We start from the raw sequence: 21,052 nt of genomic DNA, 5'->3' as shown, positions 1-21,052 counted from the left end.
GGGTCGTTCTCCTCGGTCGGTCGCCCGCGGCCGTCTCAGTCGTCGCGTCGCATCGGGACGAACCGGACGCCGCCGTGGGTCTCACGGTCGATGTCACCGTCTTCGCGACGCCACGCTCGGACGAGCGTCTGCTGCCCGCGACCGACCGGTCCAACCACGCACCCATCCGGCCGAATCTGTTCGACCACTCGTTCCGGAAGCGACTCGGGGGCACAGGTGAGGTACGCGCGGTCGTAAGGCGCGTGCTCGGCCCACCCCTCGTACCCGTCGCCCGTCCGAACATCGACGTCGTACCCGTGTTCGGAGAGGGTCTCGCGGGCGTGGTCGGCCAGTTCGGAGTCGTACTCGACGCTGTAGACGCTCGCTCCATGGTCGTCTCGGCCGTCTCGCCCCGTCCGCGCGAGCGCTTCGGCGGTGACGGCGGCGTGGTAGCCGCATCCGGTGCCGATTTCGAGCACGCGGTCGCCGGGGTCGAGCGCGAGAAGGTCGGTGACGATGGCGACCATGTGCGGCGCGCTGATGGTCTGACCGTCGCCGATAGGTAACGGACGGTCATGATAGGCGTGCTCTCGTCGATCCGGCGGGATGAACGCGTGGCGCGGGACGGTTCGGAGCGCCTCGGCCGTCGCTTCGCGTTCGATTCGGTCGTGTTCGAGAAGTCGGTCGACCATCCGTTTGCGGGCGGTTTCGAATTCCATAGCAGGTTTCCTCCGTCGTATCGAGTCGCGTTTCGTGTCGAGCGGTCGGCTATCTCACCACGCCGACCACGCCGAACTCGTCTCGTCGCGGCCGTAGATGCGTTTGACGTCCTTGGCGAACACCATGTCGCCGTCGCGGTCGAACTTGTCGAAGCGGTAGTTCGTCGCGTTCTGGCGCACGTGGATGCCCTCTATCTCGAACTCCTCGTCGTTCAGTTCCTCGGTCTCGCCGACGACGAACTCGTAGTCGCCGGGGACGCTGAGTTTGAAACTCCGCGTCTCGTCGCGGCGGCCGTCGCCGGGGTGAAGCGTGACGGGGACGCTCACGTTGTCGACGACGCGCGTCCAGACCGTCGCCACGTCCTCAGCGACGGCTTTGTCGACGCGCTGGTCGCCGCCCACGTCGAGCGACGTGATGCGGACGAGCATGATGGCCTCGGGCGTGTCGGCGATGAACTCCTCGCCGACGGCCAGCGTCTCCTCTGCGGGTGCGTCGACGGTCGTACTGAACGATTCGCCGTCCTGGGAGACGATGACGCTCAGTTCGGTTTCGCGCTCCTCCTCGATTGTCGTCTTGTGGGTGTGTCCGCACTCGGTGCAGCGGACGGTCGCCTGTCCGCCGGGTTTGAGCACCTCGTGGACGGTCTCCGTCTGCGGTGAGCAGGAGGGACAGACCACCGCGACGCGTTCGCTTTGGCTCATACGACGGCGTAATCCATCTGGCCGTAAAAGTCCGCGCTTCTCCCGGCGACTGGCGTTCTCCGTCCGCATCTCTCACGCCTTCGTCGTCCGACCGACCACTCCCGTGGAGACCCGACGGCGGCGACCAACAACAACACTAACGTTGTTCCAGCCACGTACTTCGGACGAAAGACGAGTGGCCGCCGCGGAGGCACGGAACGGTTCGACGGGCCAGCGACGACGAGTTCGGTTCCGGCGGCTACTGCGCTGGGGGGATACAAGATGGACGACGACGCACCCGACGATCCGCCGACCGCAGGCGGGGGAAATACCGACGAGTTCGACGAGTTTCCCGACTCCGTCCGCGCCGACGAGGCGGGGGCGTTTCCGCTCGACGCGGTGTTTCGGGTCCTCGAGAACCCGCGGCGTCGGTACGTCCTCTATCACCTGCAGACCTGCCGGTATCCGGCGACGCTATCGGAGGTCGCAGAACAGGTCGCCATGTGGGAGACCCGCCAGGACCTCGACGACATCTCCGAGGAGACGCTCGGACAGATCCACGCCGACTTGCACCACTCGCACCTCCCGAAGTTGGCCGACGCGGATATCGTCGACTACGACGCCGACGCGAACGTGGTGACGATGGCCGAATGTACCCGACCGCTCGACGAGTTCCTCGAATTCACGCGACAGTACGAACAGTACCAGCGATAGAACGAACAGTAAGTACCAGCGACTGCGGGCCGCTCGCTTCCGGGTCGCTACCGCGGGAGTTCCACTTCCTCGCCATCCGCGTACACGGTCGGGTCGCGGATGATCCCGTCCAGGTGGAGCGGCGCGACGGTGTCGCCGCCGATTCCGGCGTCGTCGCCGATGGCGATGTGGACCGTCCCGGCCGCCTTCTCGTCGAGGAGCACGGAGCCGACCAACTCGTCGACGCCGACGTTCGTCCCGATACCGAGTTCCGCGAGGTTGTACGCGTCCCGCCCGACCTCCTCTGCGCCTGCTTCGACCTGCTCGCGAACCTCGTCGTCGGAGATGACGGTCACGTAGCCGTCTTCGACCTCGAATCGGAGCTCCTGATCCTCGTCGAGCAGGCCGTACGGCATCATCGTCCCGTCGACGACGTAGGTGCCGTCGGCCGTCTCGGGGCTGACGAACACCTCGCCCGCGGGGAGATTCGAGAACTGCCCCGCGTCGTGGACCATCCCGGTGTCCGAGAGCCACTCGCGGTCGCCGGGGACGAAGGTGATGTCGGTACCTTTCGGCGTCGTCACCCGGACTTCGTCGGCGTCGACGACCTGTTCGAGTACGTCGAGGCTGTGTCGGGCGATGGCCTCGTAGTCGGCGTCGAGGCCCGCGAGCATCACGTCCTCGGTGATACCGGGCATCGTCGCGCCGCGAGCGCCGGCGTCGCACGCCTCGCTCCGCGCGCGGGTGTGACTCAGACTCTTCGTCGTCGGCGCGATGAACACGTCCGCTTCGCGCATCGCCGCCGCGACTGGTGCAGGTGGCTCCGCACCGTGCTGCGGCCCTGGCGGGTAGCGCGTGACGACGGCGTCGTCGGTAATCTCACTGGCCACCTCGTACAGCGCCTCGCCGATGGGCGCTCGCTTGTCGTCGGTGACGACTGCGCAGGATTCGTCGGACTGGAGGCGCAGGCACTGTTCGAGCGCCGTCTCCGCGGCCGCGCGGAGTTCGTCGCCAGTATTGCGGTTGGTCATATTCGAGATGCCGTCCGGCGACGGGTTAGGCTTTGCCACATCACTATCCCCGCGCCCGTCTGCGAGGAACCTCTCTCGCCTTCTTTTCTCGAGATTTCGACGAAGATTACGGTTAGACGCCCGGAGAAACCGAAACATGGTTACTCGCCCCAGAGTTAATTTCTAAACGTTAAGCTCCGAAATAACTATGTCCTTCCCGGTAGCAGGTCCGAATATGCTCAAGGTGGGCGTCAATGGCTACGGAACAATCGGCAAACGCGTCGCAGACGCCGTCTGCGCGCAACCCGACATGGAACTCGTCGGGGTCGCGAAGACGCGGCCGAACTTCGAAGCCGAGACGGCGGTCAGAAACGGGTATCCCCTCTACGCCGCGCTCCCCGAGCGCGTCGACCAGTTCGACGACGCGGGCGTTCCCCTCGCCGGCGTGGTCGACGACCTGGTCGCCGAGAGCGACGTCGTCGTCGACACCACTCCCTCCGGAATCGGCGCGCAGAACCGCTCGCTGTACGAGCGCCACGACACGCCGGCCATCTTCCAGGGCGGCGAGGACGCCGACGTCGCGGACGTGAGCTTCAACGCGCGCGCCAACTACGACGAGGCGGCCGACGTGCAGTTCGTCCGAACGGTCTCCTGCAACACGACCGGTCTCTCGCGGCTGCTCGCGCCGCTCGACGAGACCTACGGCGTGAAGAAGGCGCGCGTGACGCTCGTCCGCCGCGGGGGCGACCCCGGTCAGACCGGCCGCGGGCCGATTAACGACATCCTACCGGACCCCGTAACGCTCCCCTCCCACCACGGTCCCGACGTGCAGACCATCTTCCCGGACCTCGCCATCGACACGCTCGGCCTGAAGGTGCCGGCGACGCTGATGCACACCCACAGCGTCAACGTCACGCTCGAATCGACGCCGACGGCCGAGGACGTGCGCGACCTACTCGCCGCCGAGTCGCGGCTGTTCTTCATCCCCAAACACGCCGGTATCGACGGCACGGGGAAACTCAAGGAGTTCGCGATGGACGCCGGTCGCCCGCGCGGCGACCTCTGGGAGAACTGCATCTGGGAGGAGTCCATCGCCGTCGAGGACGACGACCTCTATCTCTTTCAGGCGATTCACCAGGAGAGCGACGTGATTCCCGAGAACATCGACGCCGTCCGCGCCATCGCCGGCAGCGCGAGTAAAGCCGAGAGCATCGCGTTGACGAACGAGACGCTCGGCGTCGGCCTCGAGAGCGTCTTCGGCGGTCAGAATCGGCAGTTCGCCGCCGCCGACGACTGAGCGCGGGCGACGAACCGATAGACGAGAAGCGTTCCCCTTCTACGCCACTTCCTGCGACGCCACCTCGCCGGTTTCGGTGTCGAGGACGGCGACGTGAAACGCGTCGTCGGCTCCCGGAATCGGTAGGCCGCCGGGGTTGACGCGCACGGTCTCGCCGCGTTCTTCGACCTCACGCTGGTGAGTGTGGCCGTGGAAGACGTAGTCGTAGTTTCCGGAGTCGACGAGTGCGTCGACGAGCGTCCCGCTCGTGCCGTGATAGACGGCCACGTCGACGCCGTCGAAGGTGAGTTCGCCCGCTTCGCCGAGATACATGCCGAACGACCCGACGACGGACTGGAGGTTCCACTCGCCGTCGTTGTTGCCGCGGGCGGCGTAGAACTCCCAGTCGTTGTCGAACGGCGTCGCCGAGAAGGGAGCGACGAAGTCGCCGCAGTGAACCACGGCATCGACGGATTCCGATTCGAAGTGGTCGACGGCCGCGTGTACGCAGTCGAGGTTGTCGTGCGTGTCCGAGACGATTCCGACGAGCATGGAGGTTCGTTCGGGAGCGAGAACCAAAGTCGTGGCGTCAGTCGAAACCGAAGGTGACCGTCGGAGTGTAGTCTCCGACCTCGTTCGCGAGACGCCGCCGCTGCGTGACACGCGATGATCCGTCACCGAAGCAGTTAGTTTCCGTCTCGACAGAGTTCGACCCGTGAACACCGACGTCCTCCCCAAAATCGGTGTCGGCCTCGTGGTCCTCGCGTGGCCGCTCTACCGCGTGTTCAACTATCTCAGCTACGCGCAGTCGTCTAATCTCATCGGCGGTGTCGACAGCGCGCTCTGGTGGGGACCGGCCGATACGATTGCTGTGGTCCTCTTCGTCCCACTCGGTCTCTACCTCGTCGGAACCGGGTTGCGAGCGCTGACTCGACAGCGCGCGAACTGACTCTGTGTGCTTACGTTTCGGCCTGCTCTTCCAGCACCTCGACCGCCGGGAGCGACTCGCCCGTCAGCGCGCGGATGTACGCCCCGCCCGCGATGGAGACGTGCGAGAAGTCGTCTTCGTCGAGGCCGTACATCTCGATGGCGCGGGAGGTGTCGCCGCCGCCGACGACCGAGAAGCAGTCGGTCTCCGCGATGGCGCGGAGCACGCCGACGGTGCCGTCGGCGAAGCGCTCGTCTTCGAACATCCCGAGCGCCCCTTTGACGAACACCGCTTCGGACTCGCGGATGGTCGGCGCGTACCCGTCGACGGTCTCGGAACCGACGTCGAGGTAACCCGTGTTTTTCTCGTCGATATCCTCCACCGAAATCTCGGCGCGCTCGCCGTCGTCGTCCTCGTACGCCAGATCGACCGGGAGGCGAATCTGCCCCGTGCGGCGCTGGAGCACGTCCTCGACGACGTCCTGGTTGTTCTCCCACTGGTCGTCGAAGAGGTCCATGTCGCCGACGTCGCGACCGACCGGGTAGCCCTCCGCGCGGAGGAACAGTTCGCCCGCGATGCCGCCGACGAGGAAGGTGTCCACCTTCTCGCCGATGGCGTCCATCACGCCGATGACGTCCGTCGCCTTCGTCCCGCCGACGACCATCGTCACCTCGCCGTCGAACTCGCGGGTGGCGATGCTGGAGTTCGCTTCGTACTCCGACTGCATCACGCGCCCGGCGTAGGCGGGTAGGACGAGCGGAAAGCCGACCAGCGAGGCGTGCTTGCGGTGGGCGGCGGAGTAGGCGTCGTTGACGTAGGCGTCGAACTTCGGCGCGAGCGTCTGCACGAACTCCGTCTCGGCCTTCGCTTCGGGCTCTTCCTCGGGCAACTCGTCGTCGACCATCCGGACGTTTTCGAGCAGCAGTACCTCGCCGGGTTCGAGTGCGTCGATGGCCGAAAGCGCCTCGTCGCCGTAGGTGTCGGCGACGAATTTCACGTCCGTTCCGACGTGGTCGGCGAGGATGTCGGCGTGTTGCTCCAGCGAGACGAAGTCGTCGTCGCCGGGGCGGCCCTGGTGGGCCATGAGAACGACGCGGTGATTGTCGTCGGCGAGTTCCGACACCGTCTCGGCGTGCCGCTCGAAGCGGCGGTTGTCCTGTACTCTCTCACTTTCGACGGGGGAGTTCAGGTCGAGGCGGACGAGGACTCGCTGCTCTGCGTCGAGGTCGTCGAGCGTGTTGAACGAAGCCATCTCACGTCGGAAATCGTGTGACTGCTACTTAGTCGTGGGCGAAGTTCGAGCGCGTGTGGGTACGAGGATAGGCGGCTCTGTTCAGCCGCCGATACCCGACAAGAACGGCGTGCTGAATAGAGAGGAGATAGTTAGCGGAGCATTGGCACCAGATGAGATAGTAACGGAATGGGATCTATTGAAGTGCAAGGACGGCCGTGATGAGTACTGGGCGCTCGTTTCCTCGCTGTGACGGTCGTCATTCGACCCATCAGGGTCACCTCCTAGACTCGGTGCATCCGGATGACTCTCCCGCTATTGTTGCCCGGGCTCGTTCCCGCCGCAGTTTTGGCACTCGTCCTTGAAGGGTGTAAGCGAGTCTCTCTTTTCTTGCTGACACAAAATTAACGCGTGAATAATAAATCACTATACTCACAGTTCAGTATCCCCGTTCAACCTGATGATTGGGGAAGGAGTTCTTCGAGACGGGATTGTCCCCGATAGCGGACCGAATTGGACCGACGATCGTAGTCGACTACCCCATATCGTGCGAGTTTCGGCAGATCCTGATGGTGAAGGATAATTTTCGCTTTTTCCGGGGTATCGACCCCACCATCCTGGGAGACGAGGAAATCCGCGAGTTCGTCGAGTGAACTGTCGTTCTGTTCGCTCACCTGAAAGTAGTGAAGGAGTTGCCGCCGAGTTTCACTCGCCAGTATAGCATATAGCGCATCAGTGGATGGTTTCTCTCCGCTGATGTCCGCAGACTGTTCGTCTTCCATCACAGATAAACCTCAATGGGCCTGGTGGCGTCAATTCTATTCCTGACGCGTCAACCCTTTTATAAGTACCCGAGTGACAGGGAGTGTTAGCGGGCCGCCGAGGAGAGCAGCAGCGGCCGTAACATCTTCTCGTTACCGCGACGGATGCGGTCCGATATCGCCTGTTTCGTAATTCCGAGTTCCTCCGCCAGTTCGTCAAGGGTCACCTCACTAGGGGTGTTGAAGTAGCCCCGCTGGAGGGCGAGCACTAATGCCTCGCGCTGTTCATTCGTGAGACCGAAATCGCGACGGCGAACCCCCTCTTCCGCGAAGGTGTACGTCCGGATGATATGGATCGTGATATCGCGATCGGTCAGGTAATTGTGGAAGTCGGTCAGTTTATCGTGGTCCGTGAACCGAACGCGGAACGTCCAACTTCCGTCGCCGAAGGCCTCAAGCACCGTCGCCTCCGACTCCCCGAGGCCGTTGATGAGTCCCTGCGTTTGACTCTTCCACTCGATCCGATAGAGTCCCCCGTCGTCTACCCGGTCGAGAGCGAGCAGTTCTAGGTCTAAATTACTCTCTCTGATGTTCTCTTCGAATCGGGGGAGGTCTTCGTTCGGATCCCCCTCTGTGGAGACCCAGACGAACGGCATGATGTGACCGCCCGTCGGGACGATGCGTTCGAGTTCGAAGTGCATGTCACCCGCTTCCGAGAGTATATGGCCGAGCGTGAATTGGTCAGAGCGGATGGTAAACTCCAAGATAACGCTCATACTTTACTGTCAGGGGCTACCCGTGTAGGAATTTCCCTTGATGTCGATCATGGCCTTGGTGCATGGTCCGAAATTCGATCCACACCACCACTCTCCAGACGCGATAACGAAACGGGTCCCCAGCTACCGCTTCTCGTTTGAGTTCTGCTAAATATGTGCCCTTATTCAGCCCGATGTCCGAAATATATCAATAATCTGTAGTTTAAAGAAGACCGGACAGGTGTTTTCTTCCGGAAGTCGAGAGTGCGTCTTCACTACCGCGGACTCGAAAGCTTCCGTGGACTCGCAAAGGGCGAGAGTGCGAGGACTTTGCAGCGTCTGTATCGCTCAGCGACTCTGTCGAACCATCTAAAACGCGAAAAACTGAGACGTTTCGCCCTGTCGACTTACTCCTCGGTGACGTACCGCGCCACGTCGAGCATCCGGCAGGAGAAGCCGTACTCGTTGTCGTACCACGTCAGAATCTTCGCGAGGCCACCGTTTTCGAGCACGTTCGTCGAGTTGAGGTCGACCGTCGAGGAGAACGGCAGCTGGAGGATGTCCGAGGAGACGACCTCGTCGTCGGTGTAGCCGAGCACGCCCGCGAGTTCGCCGTCGGCGGCGTTACGGAACGCCTCGTTGATTTCCTCCGCCGACGGGTCGCCCTGCAGGTCGACGACCAGCTCCGTGATGGAGCCGTTCGGCACCGGCACGCGAATCGCCATCCCGTCGAGTTTCCCGTCGAGTTCGGGCAGAATCTCGGTCGTCGCCTTCGCCGCGCCCGTCGTCGTCGGGATGATGTTCTCGGCGGCGGCGCGGCCACGGCGCGTCTTGCCCTTCGGCGCGTCGATGAGGCTCTGCGAGCCGGTGTAGGCGTGGACCGTCGTCATCAGGCCGGAGTTGATGCCGAACTCGTCGTTGAGCACCTTCGCCACCGGCGTGATGCTGTTGGTCGTACAGGAGGCGTTCGACACCACGTCCTCTCCCTCGTACTCGTCGTGGTTGACGCCGTAGACGATCTGTTTGACAGGCTTGTCGCCCTTCGGCGGCGCGGAGATGATGACCTTGTCCGCGCCCGCTTTGACGTGGTCGTGGGCGTCGTCGTACGTCCGGAAGATACCCGTACACTCGAAGGCGACGTCGACGGCGAGATCGTCCCACGGCAGTTCGGCGGGACTCTGGACGTTGAGCACCTCCGCCGACGTGTCGCCGATGGAGAGGCGGTCGTCCTCTAGCGTCACGCCGTCGAGGCGACCCATGACGGTGTCGTACTTGCCGAGATATCGCATGTCCTCGCCGCTCATCACGTCGTTTATCGCCACGAGTTCGATTCGGGGGTCGTCTATCACCGCGCGGAAGACGTTCCGCCCGATGCGCCCGAAGCCGTTAAGCGCGATGCGCACGACTTCCGACTCGTCGACCTCTTCCCCGGCGCTTAGGTACGATTTTTCACTCATAACTGAGTTAGTGCCTGTGTAGTATTTAAATCCCACCTCCTATATGGGTTTTGGAACGTCTCTTTTCGGCGTATCACTCGCGACGGATTCGCCGCCCCCGGGACCGACAGAAGGCTTTTGAGCACATACGACATAGCGTGCCGCATGAAGCGAGACGACCGTGACGACCCGTTCGGCGACATTTTCGGCGAAATCGAACGTATGATGAACGAGATGACCGGCGGCTTCGAGGACCGCTCCGGATTCACGACCGAGACGCACGTCGACGTCATCGACGAGGGTGACCAGATTCGCGTCGTCGCCGACCTCCCCGGCGTCGGCAAGGACGACATCGACCTGAAGTGCGACGGCGAGCGCCTCACCATCAGCGCCGCCAGCGACCGCCGCGAGTACGACGAGCGCATCCAACTGCCCGCGCGCGTCGACGAACACTCCGCGAGCGCGACGTTCAAAAACGGCGTCCTCCAGGTGACGCTCGACCGAATCGAGGACTCCGCCGAGATCGACGTCGAGTAGCGAAGACGCGCCGACTCAGTCGTCGCTTCCCCCTCCGAATTTTCCACTCTCTACTGCACAGCGACGCGGCCATCTCGGTGGTGAGTTGCCGCATCACGTCTCGACCTGCCGTTTTACGAGCGACGCCAACCGGTCGTAGAAACCCGAATCGTACTTCGCGTCGTCGTCGATGGTCGGTCGTGCGTTCGTCTCGGCGACGACGAGCCGATTTTCGGTTTCGAGCAGGTCGACGCCGAGGTACGGTATCTCCAGCACCTCGGCGACTTTCTCGGCGAGACGGCGGTGACGCTCACCGAGTTCCACGCCCGTCGCCTTCGCGCCGCGGTGGACGTTGTGTTTCCAGCGCCCTTCCTCCCGTGCTTCGGTCGGTAACCGGCGTTCGACGCCGCCGACACACTCGCCGTCGACGACCATCGCCCGATAGTCGCGCGCGTCGGGCAGATACTCCTGGAGGAGATACGCCTTGTCCCCGGTCGCGGGGTAGTCGTGGACGAGACGGAGATAGTCCGCCACGCCGGAGAGCGAGTCGGGATCGTCGACGCGGACGATACCCGTCCCCCGGGTCGTCGAGTTCGGCTTGACGACGACCGGTCCGTCGAACTCGCGGGCGGCGGCGAGCAGTTCGTCGTCGTCGACGGGGTTCGACACCATCGTCGTCTGCGGAACTGGGACGTCCGCCCGCGAGAGCGAGGCGATAACGCCTGCTTTGTTCCGCGAGGTGAGAATCGCTTCGCGGTCGTTCACCCACGGAACCTCGTGGAGTGCGTCGAGCGCGCCGCCTTCCATGAGACGTGTCGGGTAGACGAAGCCCACGTCGAACGTCTCTGTCGGGGATTCGGTGAGTCGAATCGTCCGTTCTTTCGCACGGAGGTGGCGAACGTCGACGCCGCGCGAGGCCAGCGGGTCGCGCATCCGCTCGAACGTCTCGGCGTCCGTCGTCACCGCGAGTCGCAGCATGCGCTACGGGTTCGGTGGAGGAGGGAAAAGCGTGTGTGTCCGTCGTCGGTGACCGACTCTTCGTCGGTTACGCGACGAGCAGTTCTTCGCCTTCCTCGACGACGATGCGGCACGGCGGCGACATCTTGTTGTAGGCGCGGCGGAACGCGTCCTTCACCGTCTCGGCGTCCTCAGGGTTGCAGTAGGCGGTGAACACGGCGTCGTTGCGCTGGACGCGCGCGGCCGTGCCGACCGGTTTCCCGAACGCCTGGCGCATCCCGTCGGAGACACGGTCCGCACCCGCACCGGTCGCCTGCTTGTTCTCGCGCAGGACGTGGTGGGGGAACTTGCGGAGCACCATCTTGTAGTTCGGCTGGCCGACGTGCTTCAGGAGCAGGCGGTTCGCCGACAGGCGTGCCGATTCGAGCGCGCCGTGGCGGATCTGGCACTCCTCTTCGACGCGGAGGCTAATCTGAACCGGGTAGTCCTCCGGACCCGTCTGCAGGTTACCCATGTTGTGCTGTGCGATCTTCGAGCCGGGAATCCCAGTGATGTACTCACGCCGCGTGTACGGCTGTTTGGAGATCTCCCGGTACATTGAGGCCGGTTTGTCTGCCATAGTTACTTGCGCTGAACAAGGCCAACGCCGTGAATAAAGCCTTCGATGCGTCCTCTGCGCGTTCTGCGACTCGGTGGCACGGCTTCGGCCCGTCTGGGGGATCGAGTTCGCTTCGCTCGACTACTCCGTCGAATCCTCCGGCGGCCGGCCCGTCGTCGGGTCGAGCGCGACGAAACCGAGGCCGCGCTCTTCCAACAGCGCCGCCGCCCGATCGGTCACCGAGGGAGCGACCAAGATACCGCGGACCGCCGTGCCGTCGCCGAACTCCTCGCGCAGGGCGGCGACGTAGCGCTGGAGTTGGCCCGCCGCCGAGGGGCCGACCCGCCGCCGCTTCAACTCCACGGCGACGGGCACGCCGTCGTCGTCCTCGCCGTAAATGTCGACCGGCCCGGCGCTCGTCTCGCGCTCCGTCGCCAACGGCAGAAAACCCGACTCGACGAGGTCCGGGTCGTCGAGGATGTGCTGACGGAGGTCCTCCTCGCTCCCCTGCAAGTCGAGGTCGCGTCCGCCGGTGACCGCCAGCGAGGAGACCTGGTGGACCTGCTCGAAGCGCACGTCGAGCGTCTCATCGGGCGTCGTTCGCTCGCTTCGGACCCGAAACTGGCCGTCTCGGACCGCCGCGTGGTGTTCGCATCCCGGCGGCTGCCAATTGACCGGTGTTCGCTTCTCGTCGGTGTGGACGAGCGCCGCGCCGTCGGGTTTGAGAATCACGAGTCGGTTGCCGAGACCGAGCGTGCTGGCGGCGCGGCCGTCGTACTCGACGGTGCAGCGGCCGAACAGCGTCACCATGTCGCCGCGTTCGAACGCCTCCTCGACCTGCCAGAGTACGTCGCGGTGAGTCGGCCGGTGGAGCGTCACCGCGTGCGCTCTGCGGTCCGTCTCGGCGTCGTTGCCGGCGTCACCGCCCTCGGCGGCCCGTTCGTCGTCGGTCATTCAGGGTTCGTCGACAGTTCGGTCGGCAACGACAAAAGCCAATCGCGTTCGGTCCCGGTGTCCGGCATCCGGTTCGACTGGTGTGCCGGTATGCGAGGCGCCAAGAGAGCGGTGCGCCGCGCGGTCCCTCGGCGCTCAGAGGTCGTCTTTCACCGTCGCTCGCGGCACGAACGGGCCGAAGTCGGCCGTGCGACTCGCCACCGTCGCGATTCGGAGCGTGTACGTCAGGAGAACGACGAACGGAAGAAAGACGAGGGTGACGCCGCCCGAGACGAGCCAGAAGGGGAGGCCGCTCCCGGCGGTCGACGACAGCAGCGACCCGTACGAGAGGATGAGCAACCCGCCGCCGAAGAGAGTCGGAAAGCCGACGTAGAGCAGGAGCCGCGAGAGCGTCGCGAGCTCGTGCTGGACGTAGATGGTCTTGAACGTCTGCCGGGCGACGGCGAGCTGTTCGAGCAGCGCGACGAGTTCGTCGAGCGTCTCGGCTTCGTCGCCGAACGCCCCGCCGTGGTCCGCCCGCAGCACCCGCGCCGTGTGCATGTGCCGCCCATCGAAGTGACCGAGGACGGCCGAGAGCGCCTCGAAGGTGCCGAACTCCGTCCCTTCGAGCGCTTCCGACACCGTCTCGCTCTCGTTTTCGACCGTCTCGACGTACTGATGGACCGTCTCCCGGAGGTCGCCGTCGGAGTCTTCGACGGCAGATTCGAGCGTCGCCGCGCGCGAGCGACTCTGCTCGACGAGGTCGCGGAGAAAGTCCGCGGGCGCGGCGGGGCTGACGTTCCGACCGGTGAGTGACTCGACCTCCCGACGGAGCTCCTGCATTGCCGTCAGCCGCGCCCGCAGGTCGTCGGTCGACCCCAGTTCCTGCGAGAGGACGAGTTGGTTGATGGCGAGCACGATGGTGATGAACGGGAGCGTCCCGCCGACCAGCGTGCCGACGAGCGACAGTACGGCGTCGGCGTCTCCGACGGGAACGACGCCGACCCAGCAGAGCGCCGCCACGGACGCGCAGACGGCGACCGACAGCAGACCGGTCAGCACCAGTCGGTTGCCGTCCAAGAGCACCCAGCGCTTCAGCGGCGAGGACCGGTACGGTTCGTAGACGAGTCCGCTCTGCGTCAACTGGTCGGTCTCACCGCTGCCCATACCGACCCGACGGTCGACAGCCCGAAAAATCCGACTCCGATTCAACCGTTCGCGACGACGGCGCGGTCGCGCCGAGGCTTCAACTGACTCCGTGTTTCGTCCCGACCGTATGACGGACGCTGACCGCGAACCGAACGTGAGCGATGAGGAGATTCTGGCTGTCTTCGCCCGGACCGACGCGTCGGCGTTGCTTTCGGAGGACGTCGCAGACGAGCTACCGACCACGAACGACCGAATCGGCGACCGGGTTGACGACCTCTACGAGCAGGGGTTGCTCGACCTCGGCGACGACCCGCGCGGGGAGGCGTACACCCTCACCGAGGCGGGCGCGTCGCGAGCGCCGCCCGACGAATCGACCGTCGAAACCGACGTCGAGGCGCAGGCGGCGACGACGAGCAGCGATGCCGTCCCGCCGGCGATGCAGAACGACCCGAGCGAGACGCCGCAGTCGCCGTCGCAGGAACCGCTCGGCGACGCGTACGACTTGACCGACGACGTCGCTGACGCCATCGACGCCTTCGAACCGCCGGGGTCGTCGGACCAGCGGCGGCGTCGACACGAGGCGCTCAGAGCCGCGTACGGCTACCTCCGTCGGCGCGGCCACGTCTCGCGGGAGGCGTTCGAGCGCGACGTGTTTCCGGAACACGCCGCCGGATACGACTCGCCGGACGACGGCTGGTGGGACGCGGTCGTCGAACCGGGGCTCTCGGGGCTACCGGACGTCGAAGCGCCGGGCGGTCCCGACGACGAGTGGCGAGTCGTCGGCGACTCGGTCGGTGAGCGTGAGTGACGAAAACGAGGAAGAGTGACGAACGTGAGAACGCGAGGCGGAGCGACGAACGTACGAAGGTGGGACGGCGGACGACCGAGGCAGTCGCTCGCCGGTGAGGTTCCCAAATAAGAGTGTGTGATCGTAATCGACGTTCCGAAAAGAACGACGCTTACAGTCGGGTGACGTTCGTCGCGCGCGGGCCCTTCGGGGCCTGCTCGATGTCGAACTCCACTTCCTGACCCTCTTCGAGGTCCGGGCCGCCGACGTCTTCCATGTGGAAGAACACGTCGTCGTCCGCGTCTTCAGTTTTGATGAATCCGTAACCGCCGGTGTCGTTGAAAAAGTCAACCGTACCTTTTGCCATACTTCTGAACGGAGTCCGTCTGGCATCATAACCCTTCCGAGTCTTCGTTGTCAGTACGATCCGACAACAGTCGCGAGACGCACTCTCGGCGCCGAACTCGACATCGAACGCCGAGAGTGCGACCGCCACCATCGGAGGGCCTGTCAGTACAAGTACGGCTTGAGGAGTTCGCCGTCGTGGAGGCGGTCCGGGAGTGTCTCGAACCACTGCACGGCGCGTATCTCGTCGTCGGTCGTATCCACCCGTTCCGGGGGTAGAATCTCGCCGTCGGCGCGAGCCGCGTAGACGATGTACTGTGCGGTGAACGCAGCACCGCGGGACTCCGTGTCTCCGGATTCGGAGACGTACGTTTGGTCGACGACGACGAGCACCTCCCCAACGGACGCATCCAACCCTGTCTCCTCGCGCACCTCGCGCCGTACGGCCTCGACCGGTCGCTCGCCGGGTTCGACCCCTCCGCCCGGGAGAATCCACCCGCGAGACCACCGGTTCTTCACGAGCGCGATGCGGTCCTCGGAGTCGCGCACACGCGCCGCCGCGGCGAGCGCCGTTCCGTTCTCCGCCCACGCTCGAAACGACGCCAGACGCTCCTCGGAGAGCCGTATCGTCTGTCGCTCGCGGGGCACGTCCGGGGCGATTCGGTCGGTCATGGTCTGGCTCCGTCAGTCGTCGGCGACGGCCGACCCGGGGCGGAACTTCCGACTCACGAGTTTCCACTTCCCGGTGGAGAAGCGGTAGTAGTTGAGCACCGCCGGCACCGTCGTCTCCGCGACGAACGAGAGGTACAGCCCCCAGTAGGCGAGCGACGTCGTCGCGCCGAGGTAGGCGACCGGAATCGAGAACGCGAACATCCCGAGCGCCTGACTGAGGAACGGCCACGTCGTGTCGCCGCTGGCGTCGAGCGGGCCCGCAGACGCCCCGCTGACGCCCTGGGCGATGACCGCGAAACAGGAGACGTAGACGAGCGTCACGGCCATCGAAAACGAGGGGTCGGACCGAGAACTGACGAACGCGAGGACGATGGGTTCGGCGAACACCGCGACGAGCGCCGCGGCGACGACGTACGTCGCGACCGAAAAGCGGACGATTTCGCGGCCGTACGCCTCCGCGGTCCGCTCGTCGCCCGACCCGAGTTCCTGCCCCACGAGACTGCTCGACGCGAGACCGAAGCCCCACCCGGGCGTGTTCATGATGCCCCAGATGCGGCGGCTGATGACGTAGGCGGCGAGCACCGGCGCGCCGAACATGCCGACGATGGCGAGCATCGGGAAGTTGGCGACGGTCCACACCATGCTGCGGCCGACGACGGGGAGGCCGATCTCGACTATCTGCCGCATCGTCGGCCAATCGACGTACGACCCGGTCAGGTCGACAGCGACGGGGAGGTCGCCCGCGCCTGGGAGGCGGCCGTTGACGAGACCGACGGTGAAGGCGACGGTGACGAAGACGTTCGCCAGCAGCGTGCCGAACGCCGCACCCGCGACACCCATGTCGAGGCCGAAGATGAACACGGCGCTGAAGACGATGTTCGATATCGCGCCGCCGGCGCGGACGAGCATCGGTGTCCACGCGTCGTCGAGGCCGATGTAGATGCGACTGCCGATGAGGTTGACGCCCGCGAAGGGGACCGCGAATCCGACGATCTGGAGGTAGATCGCCCCGAAGCCGATGGCGGCGGCGTCGCCGCTGATGAGGTCGATGAGGTGGGCGGGGAAGAAGACGAACGCGAGCATCACGGGGACCGTCACCGCGACGACGACGAGGAGGCTGGAGCGAACGGCCTGTCCGAGTTCCTCGAACGCGTTCGCCCCGTAACGCTGCGAGACGAGTGCGATGGTCCCGGCGGCGAACCCGCCGCCGAGCGCGAACGCGATGCCCCAGTAGGCACTGGCGAGACCGACGCCGGCGATCGCGGCGGGACCGATGGCGATACCGACCATCGCCACGTCGACGGCGTTCTTCGACATGCGCGCGACGCCCGTGACGATGCGCGGCCACGAGAGGTCGGTCGTCCGGCGGACGCGCTCGGGTGCGACGAGGCCGAGTCGCGCCAGCGCGAGGCCGATGAGCAGTATTACTCCTCGAATCGGATTTGGAAGACGGGTCACTAGTTGTTAGCTCTATTTCGAACCGAAACTATAGCTCTTTCTTTCCCGGCCCCCCGTGAGAATAGATGTCTCGGCACGCGGAAACACGAACGCTCGGCGGCGACGGAGTGCTCTCGGGCGCGCACTCGCCCGGCACGTGCAACCCCAACCACGATACCGTTCGGCGTGGCACAGTCTCGTGATGTTCGGAGCTATCCGCTCGCTGCTACGTACGATACTCAATTTCGTCATCGCCGTCGTCACGTTCCCGATTCGGCTGCTTCGGTCGCTGCTGTAAACCGAGGTGTCACGCTGGGTGTCGGTCACTCCCTGAGCGACCGCTCCATGAAACCCCAGTCGTCGTGAATCTCGGTCGGGGCTTGCGTTTCCTCGTACGCGGGCGTGAACTCGAAGCCGAGTTCTCGGTACAGCGACCGCGCGTTTCCGTGATAGGGGGCGACGCCCAATCGGAGCGTCCTGAATCCGTCAACTCTCGCCTCTGAAAGCAGCGTTTCGACGAGCGTCCGTCCGACTCCCTCGCCCCGGTGCGACGGCTTCACGTAGAGCCGCTTCACCTCGGCCGTCGTCTCGTCCAACTGTTTCAACTGAATCGAGCCGGCCAGTTCGTCGCCGTGATACGCCAGAAACAGCGGTTCCGAAATCGCCGCCGACGCGAGTCTATCGAGGTCGGCGGTCACTATCTCCGCCGGCTCCGCGCCGAACGACTCGTCGTCGAACCACTCTTGGCCCTCCTCGTTCGCTTCGTCGAAATACGCACGAAGCAGCTTCCGCAGTTCCGCTTCGTGTCCCGGGAGATCCGTTCGGATGACCGAGCCGTCCATGTTCACGTACGAACAGACCGACTCTCCGTGTAAATGGTGTCGCCTCGCGCTCACGGACGGTTCTCCGAAGCTATCGTCTCCGCTCAGCCTTGACCGTCCTCCACCGCCGACCGTAGATTCGCGGAAGCGCATCGATTTTCGAGTACGGAACCGCCGCCGGAACCGTCGATACTCGCGTCGAAACGCCGTCTGCAAGCGGCCCCGACGGACGCAACGAGACGGCCGTCGGGTTTCGACCTCTCTGCCGCTCGCTCGGGTTTCGCGAGCGCATCTCTTCGGACGCGTAGAGTCGCTCGAAGGCCACGTGTTGCTGTACGACCGCTCTTCGAGCGACTTCCAACTTCTTCGTGAACTCCTGTTGGATTGTCACCTCTCTGGCCTCCGAACGGAGCGAGGAGACGAACGCCTCGGCATCTTCGGCGGCTTGCGAGTCGCTGTCGACCTCGAAGGAACCGCTACTCCCCGGGAGGTCCTCGAGTTCGCTCTCCAGCCGCCGCTTTGCTTTCGCGACCCCGAGAAGATCGACCGAGGCCCACAGTTCCCGTCTGTCGACGACCTGCTCTACGTTACTGAGGTCGAAGGCTAAATCGGGGTCGTGCTCCCTGATCGCGTCTGCGAGGCGGTCGAAGTCGACGATCGTCGGGAGTTGTTCGATGTCGACGACGTGACGTAACCGCTCCAAATCGATGCTCTCCAGGAGCATCTCGGTCGCAACGAGCACGTCGAACAGCTCTTTGGCCGTCCCAGTCAGTTCGGACTGACTGTCCGTCGCCGAGTTCACGCGGTCGATTCCCGCCTCGATGCGTTCCGAGAGGCGGTCTGATTTCGGAGGTGTGGCTGAGAAGCTCATAGTCGTGTGGGTGCGACGACCCGGACTGAGTAGGTCGGCGACGGGCAAAACGCTGCTGTCGACGCGCTCGGATAGCTGACTTACTCGATGCGCTCTCCGAGGACTGAGTGGAGTTCACGTAGCACGGAAACGGGTTTCTGTGCGACGACGCGGAGTCTCAGAACTCGGAGTCGAGCGCTCGCTCCGCTCGTCGGCTCGAAATCACAGAAATACCGCCTCCCGGATTTGAACCGCCGGCGAGTCGACTCCCCGAGCATCCGTTCGCTGCACTCACGGGTACGGGGACAGCTCGAACACACGACGATTCCGCGTCTCTGCTTGCGTTTCGAATCAGCAGATGACGCACGACCGCTCGAACCCAGCTTCACCTGCTGAGACGTGTCGGCGGGACGACGCCCGGCCGGTCGAGGCGGAGCCGATCGCCGACCTCGATCCCTTCGATCACGTGGGGGTACTCGAACGTCGCCGCCGCCTTCTCCAGAGCGCCCGGATCCGCGTGGATGGAACGCCACCGCCGCCAGTGCTCGGGGACGAGTCGATCGATCCCGAGCGCGTTCGTCGCCTCCACGATTTCGTCGGGATCGTTGTAGAGCTTCCGCGTGACGACCTCCCCCTCGTCGTTCAGTTTGCGGGCGTTTGTCCCGTAGGAGAGCATCCCGATGTCGATGTCGAACTCCTCGCCGATCTCCTCGAACGCCTCGCAGGGACGGTTGTCACCGCCGTGGAAGACCCTCCCCGTCTCGTGCTCGATGACGTACGTCACCGTACCGTTCGCGTCCGGATCGTAGCCGCCGCGGACGTGGATCGTGAGGTCGCCGACCTCGACGCTGTCACCGGGCTCGACGACCGTCCGCTTCTCCGCTTCGATCTCGCTCACGTCGAAGTTCTCGTAGCACTCCGCCGGGGCGTGCACGGACGCACCGTCCTCCAGCAGCGGCCCGAAGGAAGGCGGCCAGAAGTGATCCCGGTGGTCGTGCGTGCAGAAGACCGCGTCGCACTCGTCGACCCAGGCGGGCTCCATCGGTACCGGGGACATCCGTGCGACGTACTCGCGGTCCCGCTCCGTGCTGAAGTACGGGTCGATGTAGATTGCCGTCTCCGGCGACCGGATTCCCCAGCCTGCGACGCCGAGGTACCACAGCGAGACGTGGTCTTCGACCTCCGTGCCGTTGATCTCCTCACGCGCCCACCACTCGCCCCAGCTGCTCGTGATCGTCATCGCGAACCCCGCGCCGCGTCGACCGCGTCGTGTCGAACCATGTCGGAGCGAACTGCGCGGGGGTGAGTAAATCTTCTGACGTGGGACGAATCGGGTCCACGACGCGTCGGCGAACGAAGTCAGAGCGGTCGTCGAACCGAACTCCCCGCACTTCCGGGCTGCGACTTGTCTACTTCAAATCCGTCTGGATCACATCTTCACGGCTCACCGACTCGGTCCGTTCGCTCCCTCGTTGATTCGTGGGAAAATACCGCCTCCCGATTTGAATCGAGTCGAGACGGACCGCTCGCTTCGCTCGCGGTTGCGACTCGCCGGGTTCAAATCGCGGTCGGTGACATCGACAGATTCCGACTGAGTCGCTCGGCGACGAGACGCCTCGCTCGGATGTCGGAATCAGAAGAATGCCGCCTCCCGGATTTGAACCTCCGGAACTTCGTTCACGGCTGTTCGCTCGTTCCGTGATTCAAATCGGTCGGTTCACATTTTCACAGCTCACCGCCTCAGTCGCTCCGCTCCTTCGTTGGTTCGCAGGAAAATGCCGCCTCCCGGATTTGAACCGGGGACAGCTCGATCTTCAGTCGAGTGCTCTCCCAGTCTGAGCTAAGGCGGCGCACTCTGATGGATGCGCATGGGAGCAAAAAGGATTTCGGAACACACCAACGGCGTGCCGACCGTTCTCACGCGACTTTCCGTCGCTCTTCGAACTCGAAGGTCCCGTCGGCCGTCGTCACCGTCGTGCGAACCGTGACGTAGCCGTCGTTCTGCTTGATCTTGTACGCGTCCGTGTAGCCGAGTTCGACGCGAATGGTCTGCTCCTGCGTCTCCGCGGCGTCGACAGAGCCAACTTCGACGCTTCCGTCCCACACCTCGTCGTCGTCGGCGAAGAGACGAACCGTCACGTCGACGTCGTTGACGGACTCGTTGCCGGTGTTCTTCACGTGCGCCGTTACGTCCCGACACGTCGTCCCGCACTCGTCGATCTCGCCGACCGAAAACCGGAGCGGTTGGTCGTACGCGTCCTGTACGGCGCTGTCGTCTCCACTCGTCGACGCTCCGCTCGCGTCGTCGCTGCCACCGTCGGTTTGCACGTCTTCGGGTGCGTTGTCGCCGACCTTATCGGTTGTGCCGTCGACGATATCGCCTGGTGTGAGACCGAGTGCCAGCGCGCCACCGATGCCCGCGGCGACGACTAACGTCAGGACGCCGACGCCCGCGAGTACGTTTCGGAGCATTAGATTATCACTACTACCAGATAGTCTGCATAATTCACTTGTATAT

Annotated in this window: 25 protein-coding genes and 1 tRNA gene; 6 read left to right on the top strand and 20 right to left on the bottom strand. The window is 64.4% G+C overall.

All coding sequences use genetic code 11. The features are described 5' to 3' along the window. Positions 1 to 35 precede the first annotated feature (35 nt). Entirely contained in the window at positions 36 to 698 is a 663-nt protein-coding gene (locus LAQ74_RS12360; protein ID WP_224332841.1) for a protein-L-isoaspartate(D-aspartate) O-methyltransferase, read from the bottom strand. A 54-nt stretch (positions 699 to 752) separates the two neighbouring features. Next, complete coding sequence (locus tag LAQ74_RS12355) at positions 753 to 1,400, bottom strand: HVO_0476 family zinc finger protein (protein WP_224332840.1); 648 nt, start codon at positions 1,398 to 1,400, stop codon at positions 753 to 755. A gap of 261 nt (positions 1,401 to 1,661) precedes the next feature. On the opposite strand from LAQ74_RS12355, the gene LAQ74_RS12350 reads away from it, so the two are divergent. Next, on the top strand, positions 1,662 to 2,093 hold the full coding sequence (locus tag LAQ74_RS12350) for a DUF7344 domain-containing protein (RefSeq protein ID WP_224332839.1): 432 nt from the start codon (positions 1,662 to 1,664) through the stop codon (positions 2,091 to 2,093). Between the two features lie 47 nt (positions 2,094 to 2,140). On the opposite strand, the gene LAQ74_RS12345 is transcribed toward LAQ74_RS12350, so the two are convergent. Then, entirely contained in the window at positions 2,141 to 3,103 is a 963-nt protein-coding gene (locus LAQ74_RS12345; RefSeq protein WP_224332838.1) for an aminopeptidase, read from the bottom strand. Between the two features lie 214 nt (positions 3,104 to 3,317). On the opposite strand from LAQ74_RS12345, the gene LAQ74_RS12340 reads away from it, so the two are divergent. Beyond that, on the top strand, positions 3,318 to 4,379 hold the full coding sequence (locus LAQ74_RS12340) for a type II glyceraldehyde-3-phosphate dehydrogenase (protein WP_224332837.1): 1,062 nt from the start codon (positions 3,318 to 3,320) through the stop codon (positions 4,377 to 4,379). Between the two features lie 39 nt (positions 4,380 to 4,418). Here LAQ74_RS12340 and LAQ74_RS12335 read toward each other — a convergent pair whose 3' ends face one another. Continuing rightward, positions 4,419 to 4,910 (bottom strand): metallophosphoesterase, encoded by a 492-nt coding sequence (locus tag LAQ74_RS12335; RefSeq protein ID WP_224332836.1) that lies wholly within the window; start codon positions 4,908 to 4,910, stop codon positions 4,419 to 4,421. Positions 4,911 to 5,073: 163 nt separating this feature from the next. Here LAQ74_RS12335 and LAQ74_RS12330 point away from each other — a divergent pair, with 163 nt between their 5' ends. Beyond that, complete coding sequence (locus LAQ74_RS12330; protein ID WP_224332835.1) at positions 5,074 to 5,307, top strand: hypothetical protein; 234 nt, start codon at positions 5,074 to 5,076, stop codon at positions 5,305 to 5,307. A 10-nt stretch (positions 5,308 to 5,317) separates the two neighbouring features. Here LAQ74_RS12330 and LAQ74_RS12325 read toward each other — a convergent pair whose 3' ends face one another. Continuing rightward, positions 5,318 to 6,538 (bottom strand): phosphoglycerate kinase, encoded by a 1,221-nt coding sequence (locus LAQ74_RS12325; protein ID WP_224332834.1) that lies wholly within the window; start codon positions 6,536 to 6,538, stop codon positions 5,318 to 5,320. Between the two features lie 55 nt (positions 6,539 to 6,593). Here LAQ74_RS12325 and LAQ74_RS12320 point away from each other — a divergent pair, with 55 nt between their 5' ends. Next, complete coding sequence (locus LAQ74_RS12320; protein ID WP_224332833.1) at positions 6,594 to 6,770, top strand: hypothetical protein; 177 nt, start codon at positions 6,594 to 6,596, stop codon at positions 6,768 to 6,770. A gap of 199 nt (positions 6,771 to 6,969) precedes the next feature. Here LAQ74_RS12320 and LAQ74_RS12315 read toward each other — a convergent pair whose 3' ends face one another. The 3 genes from LAQ74_RS12315 to gap form a co-directional block, all read right to left on the bottom strand. Beyond that, positions 6,970 to 7,299 carry a DUF7344 domain-containing protein gene (locus LAQ74_RS12315; RefSeq protein ID WP_224332832.1) on the bottom strand — a complete coding sequence of 110 codons (330 nt, stop codon included), beginning with the start codon at positions 7,297 to 7,299 and terminating at the stop codon, positions 6,970 to 6,972. 86 nt (positions 7,300 to 7,385) lie between these two features. After that, complete coding sequence (locus LAQ74_RS12310; RefSeq protein ID WP_224332831.1) at positions 7,386 to 8,054, bottom strand: helix-turn-helix domain-containing protein; 669 nt, start codon at positions 8,052 to 8,054, stop codon at positions 7,386 to 7,388. Between the two features lie 386 nt (positions 8,055 to 8,440). Continuing rightward, positions 8,441 to 9,490 carry a type I glyceraldehyde-3-phosphate dehydrogenase gene (gene gap / locus LAQ74_RS12305; RefSeq protein WP_224332830.1) on the bottom strand — a complete coding sequence of 350 codons (1,050 nt, stop codon included), beginning with the start codon at positions 9,488 to 9,490 and terminating at the stop codon, positions 8,441 to 8,443. Positions 9,491 to 9,634: 144 nt separating this feature from the next. Between gap and LAQ74_RS12300 the strand changes: the two genes are divergently transcribed. Continuing rightward, the gene (locus tag LAQ74_RS12300) at positions 9,635 to 10,006 is read left to right on the top strand and encodes an Hsp20/alpha crystallin family protein (RefSeq protein WP_224332829.1); all 372 of its coding nucleotides are present in this window, start codon (positions 9,635 to 9,637) and stop codon (positions 10,004 to 10,006) included. Between the two features lie 93 nt (positions 10,007 to 10,099). Here LAQ74_RS12300 and LAQ74_RS12295 read toward each other — a convergent pair whose 3' ends face one another. The 4 genes from LAQ74_RS12295 to LAQ74_RS12280 all read right to left on the bottom strand — a co-directional run bounded on the left by LAQ74_RS12295 (position 10,100) and on the right by LAQ74_RS12280 (position 13,640). Continuing rightward, positions 10,100 to 10,963, bottom strand: coding sequence for an ATP-grasp domain-containing protein (locus LAQ74_RS12295; RefSeq protein ID WP_224332828.1), 864 nt, complete (start codon positions 10,961 to 10,963; stop codon positions 10,100 to 10,102). A gap of 67 nt (positions 10,964 to 11,030) precedes the next feature. Continuing rightward, positions 11,031 to 11,561 (bottom strand): 50S ribosomal protein L16, encoded by a 531-nt coding sequence (locus LAQ74_RS12290; protein WP_224332827.1) that lies wholly within the window; start codon positions 11,559 to 11,561, stop codon positions 11,031 to 11,033. A 120-nt stretch (positions 11,562 to 11,681) separates the two neighbouring features. Further along, complete coding sequence (nucS, locus tag LAQ74_RS12285) at positions 11,682 to 12,494, bottom strand: endonuclease NucS (protein ID WP_224332826.1); 813 nt, start codon at positions 12,492 to 12,494, stop codon at positions 11,682 to 11,684. A 135-nt stretch (positions 12,495 to 12,629) separates the two neighbouring features. Beyond that, positions 12,630 to 13,640, bottom strand: a complete 1,011-nt coding sequence (locus LAQ74_RS12280; RefSeq protein WP_224332825.1) for a DUF7972 family membrane protein — start codon at positions 13,638 to 13,640, stop codon at positions 12,630 to 12,632. A 109-nt stretch (positions 13,641 to 13,749) separates the two neighbouring features. Between LAQ74_RS12280 and LAQ74_RS12275 the strand changes: the two genes are divergently transcribed. Continuing rightward, positions 13,750 to 14,430: a hypothetical protein gene (locus LAQ74_RS12275; RefSeq protein ID WP_224332824.1), complete on the top strand. Its 681-nt coding sequence runs from the start codon at positions 13,750 to 13,752 to the stop codon at positions 14,428 to 14,430. A gap of 151 nt (positions 14,431 to 14,581) precedes the next feature. Here LAQ74_RS12275 and LAQ74_RS12270 read toward each other — a convergent pair whose 3' ends face one another. The 8 genes from LAQ74_RS12270 to LAQ74_RS12235 all read right to left on the bottom strand — a co-directional run bounded on the left by LAQ74_RS12270 (position 14,582) and on the right by LAQ74_RS12235 (position 21,006). Next, positions 14,582 to 14,776: a cold-shock protein gene (locus LAQ74_RS12270; RefSeq protein ID WP_224332823.1), complete on the bottom strand. Its 195-nt coding sequence runs from the start codon at positions 14,774 to 14,776 to the stop codon at positions 14,582 to 14,584. Positions 14,777 to 14,919: 143 nt separating this feature from the next. Beyond that, a complete protein-coding gene (locus LAQ74_RS12265; RefSeq protein WP_224332822.1) occupies positions 14,920 to 15,426 on the bottom strand; it encodes an NUDIX hydrolase in 507 nt (168 codons plus the stop codon). Positions 15,427 to 15,438: 12 nt separating this feature from the next. Then, positions 15,439 to 16,884, bottom strand: coding sequence for an MATE family efflux transporter (locus tag LAQ74_RS12260; RefSeq protein ID WP_224332821.1), 1,446 nt, complete (start codon positions 16,882 to 16,884; stop codon positions 15,439 to 15,441). A gap of 302 nt (positions 16,885 to 17,186) precedes the next feature. After that, positions 17,187 to 17,705, bottom strand: coding sequence for a GNAT family N-acetyltransferase (locus LAQ74_RS12255; protein ID WP_224332820.1), 519 nt, complete (start codon positions 17,703 to 17,705; stop codon positions 17,187 to 17,189). Between the two features lie 70 nt (positions 17,706 to 17,775). Next, on the bottom strand, positions 17,776 to 18,555 hold the full coding sequence (locus tag LAQ74_RS12250; protein WP_224332819.1) for a hypothetical protein: 780 nt from the start codon (positions 18,553 to 18,555) through the stop codon (positions 17,776 to 17,778). Positions 18,556 to 18,919: 364 nt separating this feature from the next. Beyond that, entirely contained in the window at positions 18,920 to 19,774 is an 855-nt protein-coding gene (locus LAQ74_RS12245) for an MBL fold metallo-hydrolase (RefSeq protein WP_224332818.1), read from the bottom strand. 536 nt (positions 19,775 to 20,310) lie between these two features. Next, a tRNA-Phe gene (locus LAQ74_RS12240) sits at positions 20,311 to 20,384 on the bottom strand. Positions 20,385 to 20,451: 67 nt separating this feature from the next. Next, positions 20,452 to 21,006: a hypothetical protein gene (locus tag LAQ74_RS12235; protein WP_224332817.1), complete on the bottom strand. Its 555-nt coding sequence runs from the start codon at positions 21,004 to 21,006 to the stop codon at positions 20,452 to 20,454. Positions 21,007 to 21,052: the final 46 nt, after the last annotated feature.

Origin of the sequence: Haloprofundus halobius, from assembly GCF_020097835.1 — an archaeon.
GTDB lineage: Archaea > Halobacteriota > Halobacteria > Halobacteriales > Haloferacaceae > Haloprofundus > Haloprofundus halobius.
The sequence above is the reverse complement of the archived record's forward strand: the minus strand, read 5'-3'. Positions and strand labels throughout refer to the sequence as shown.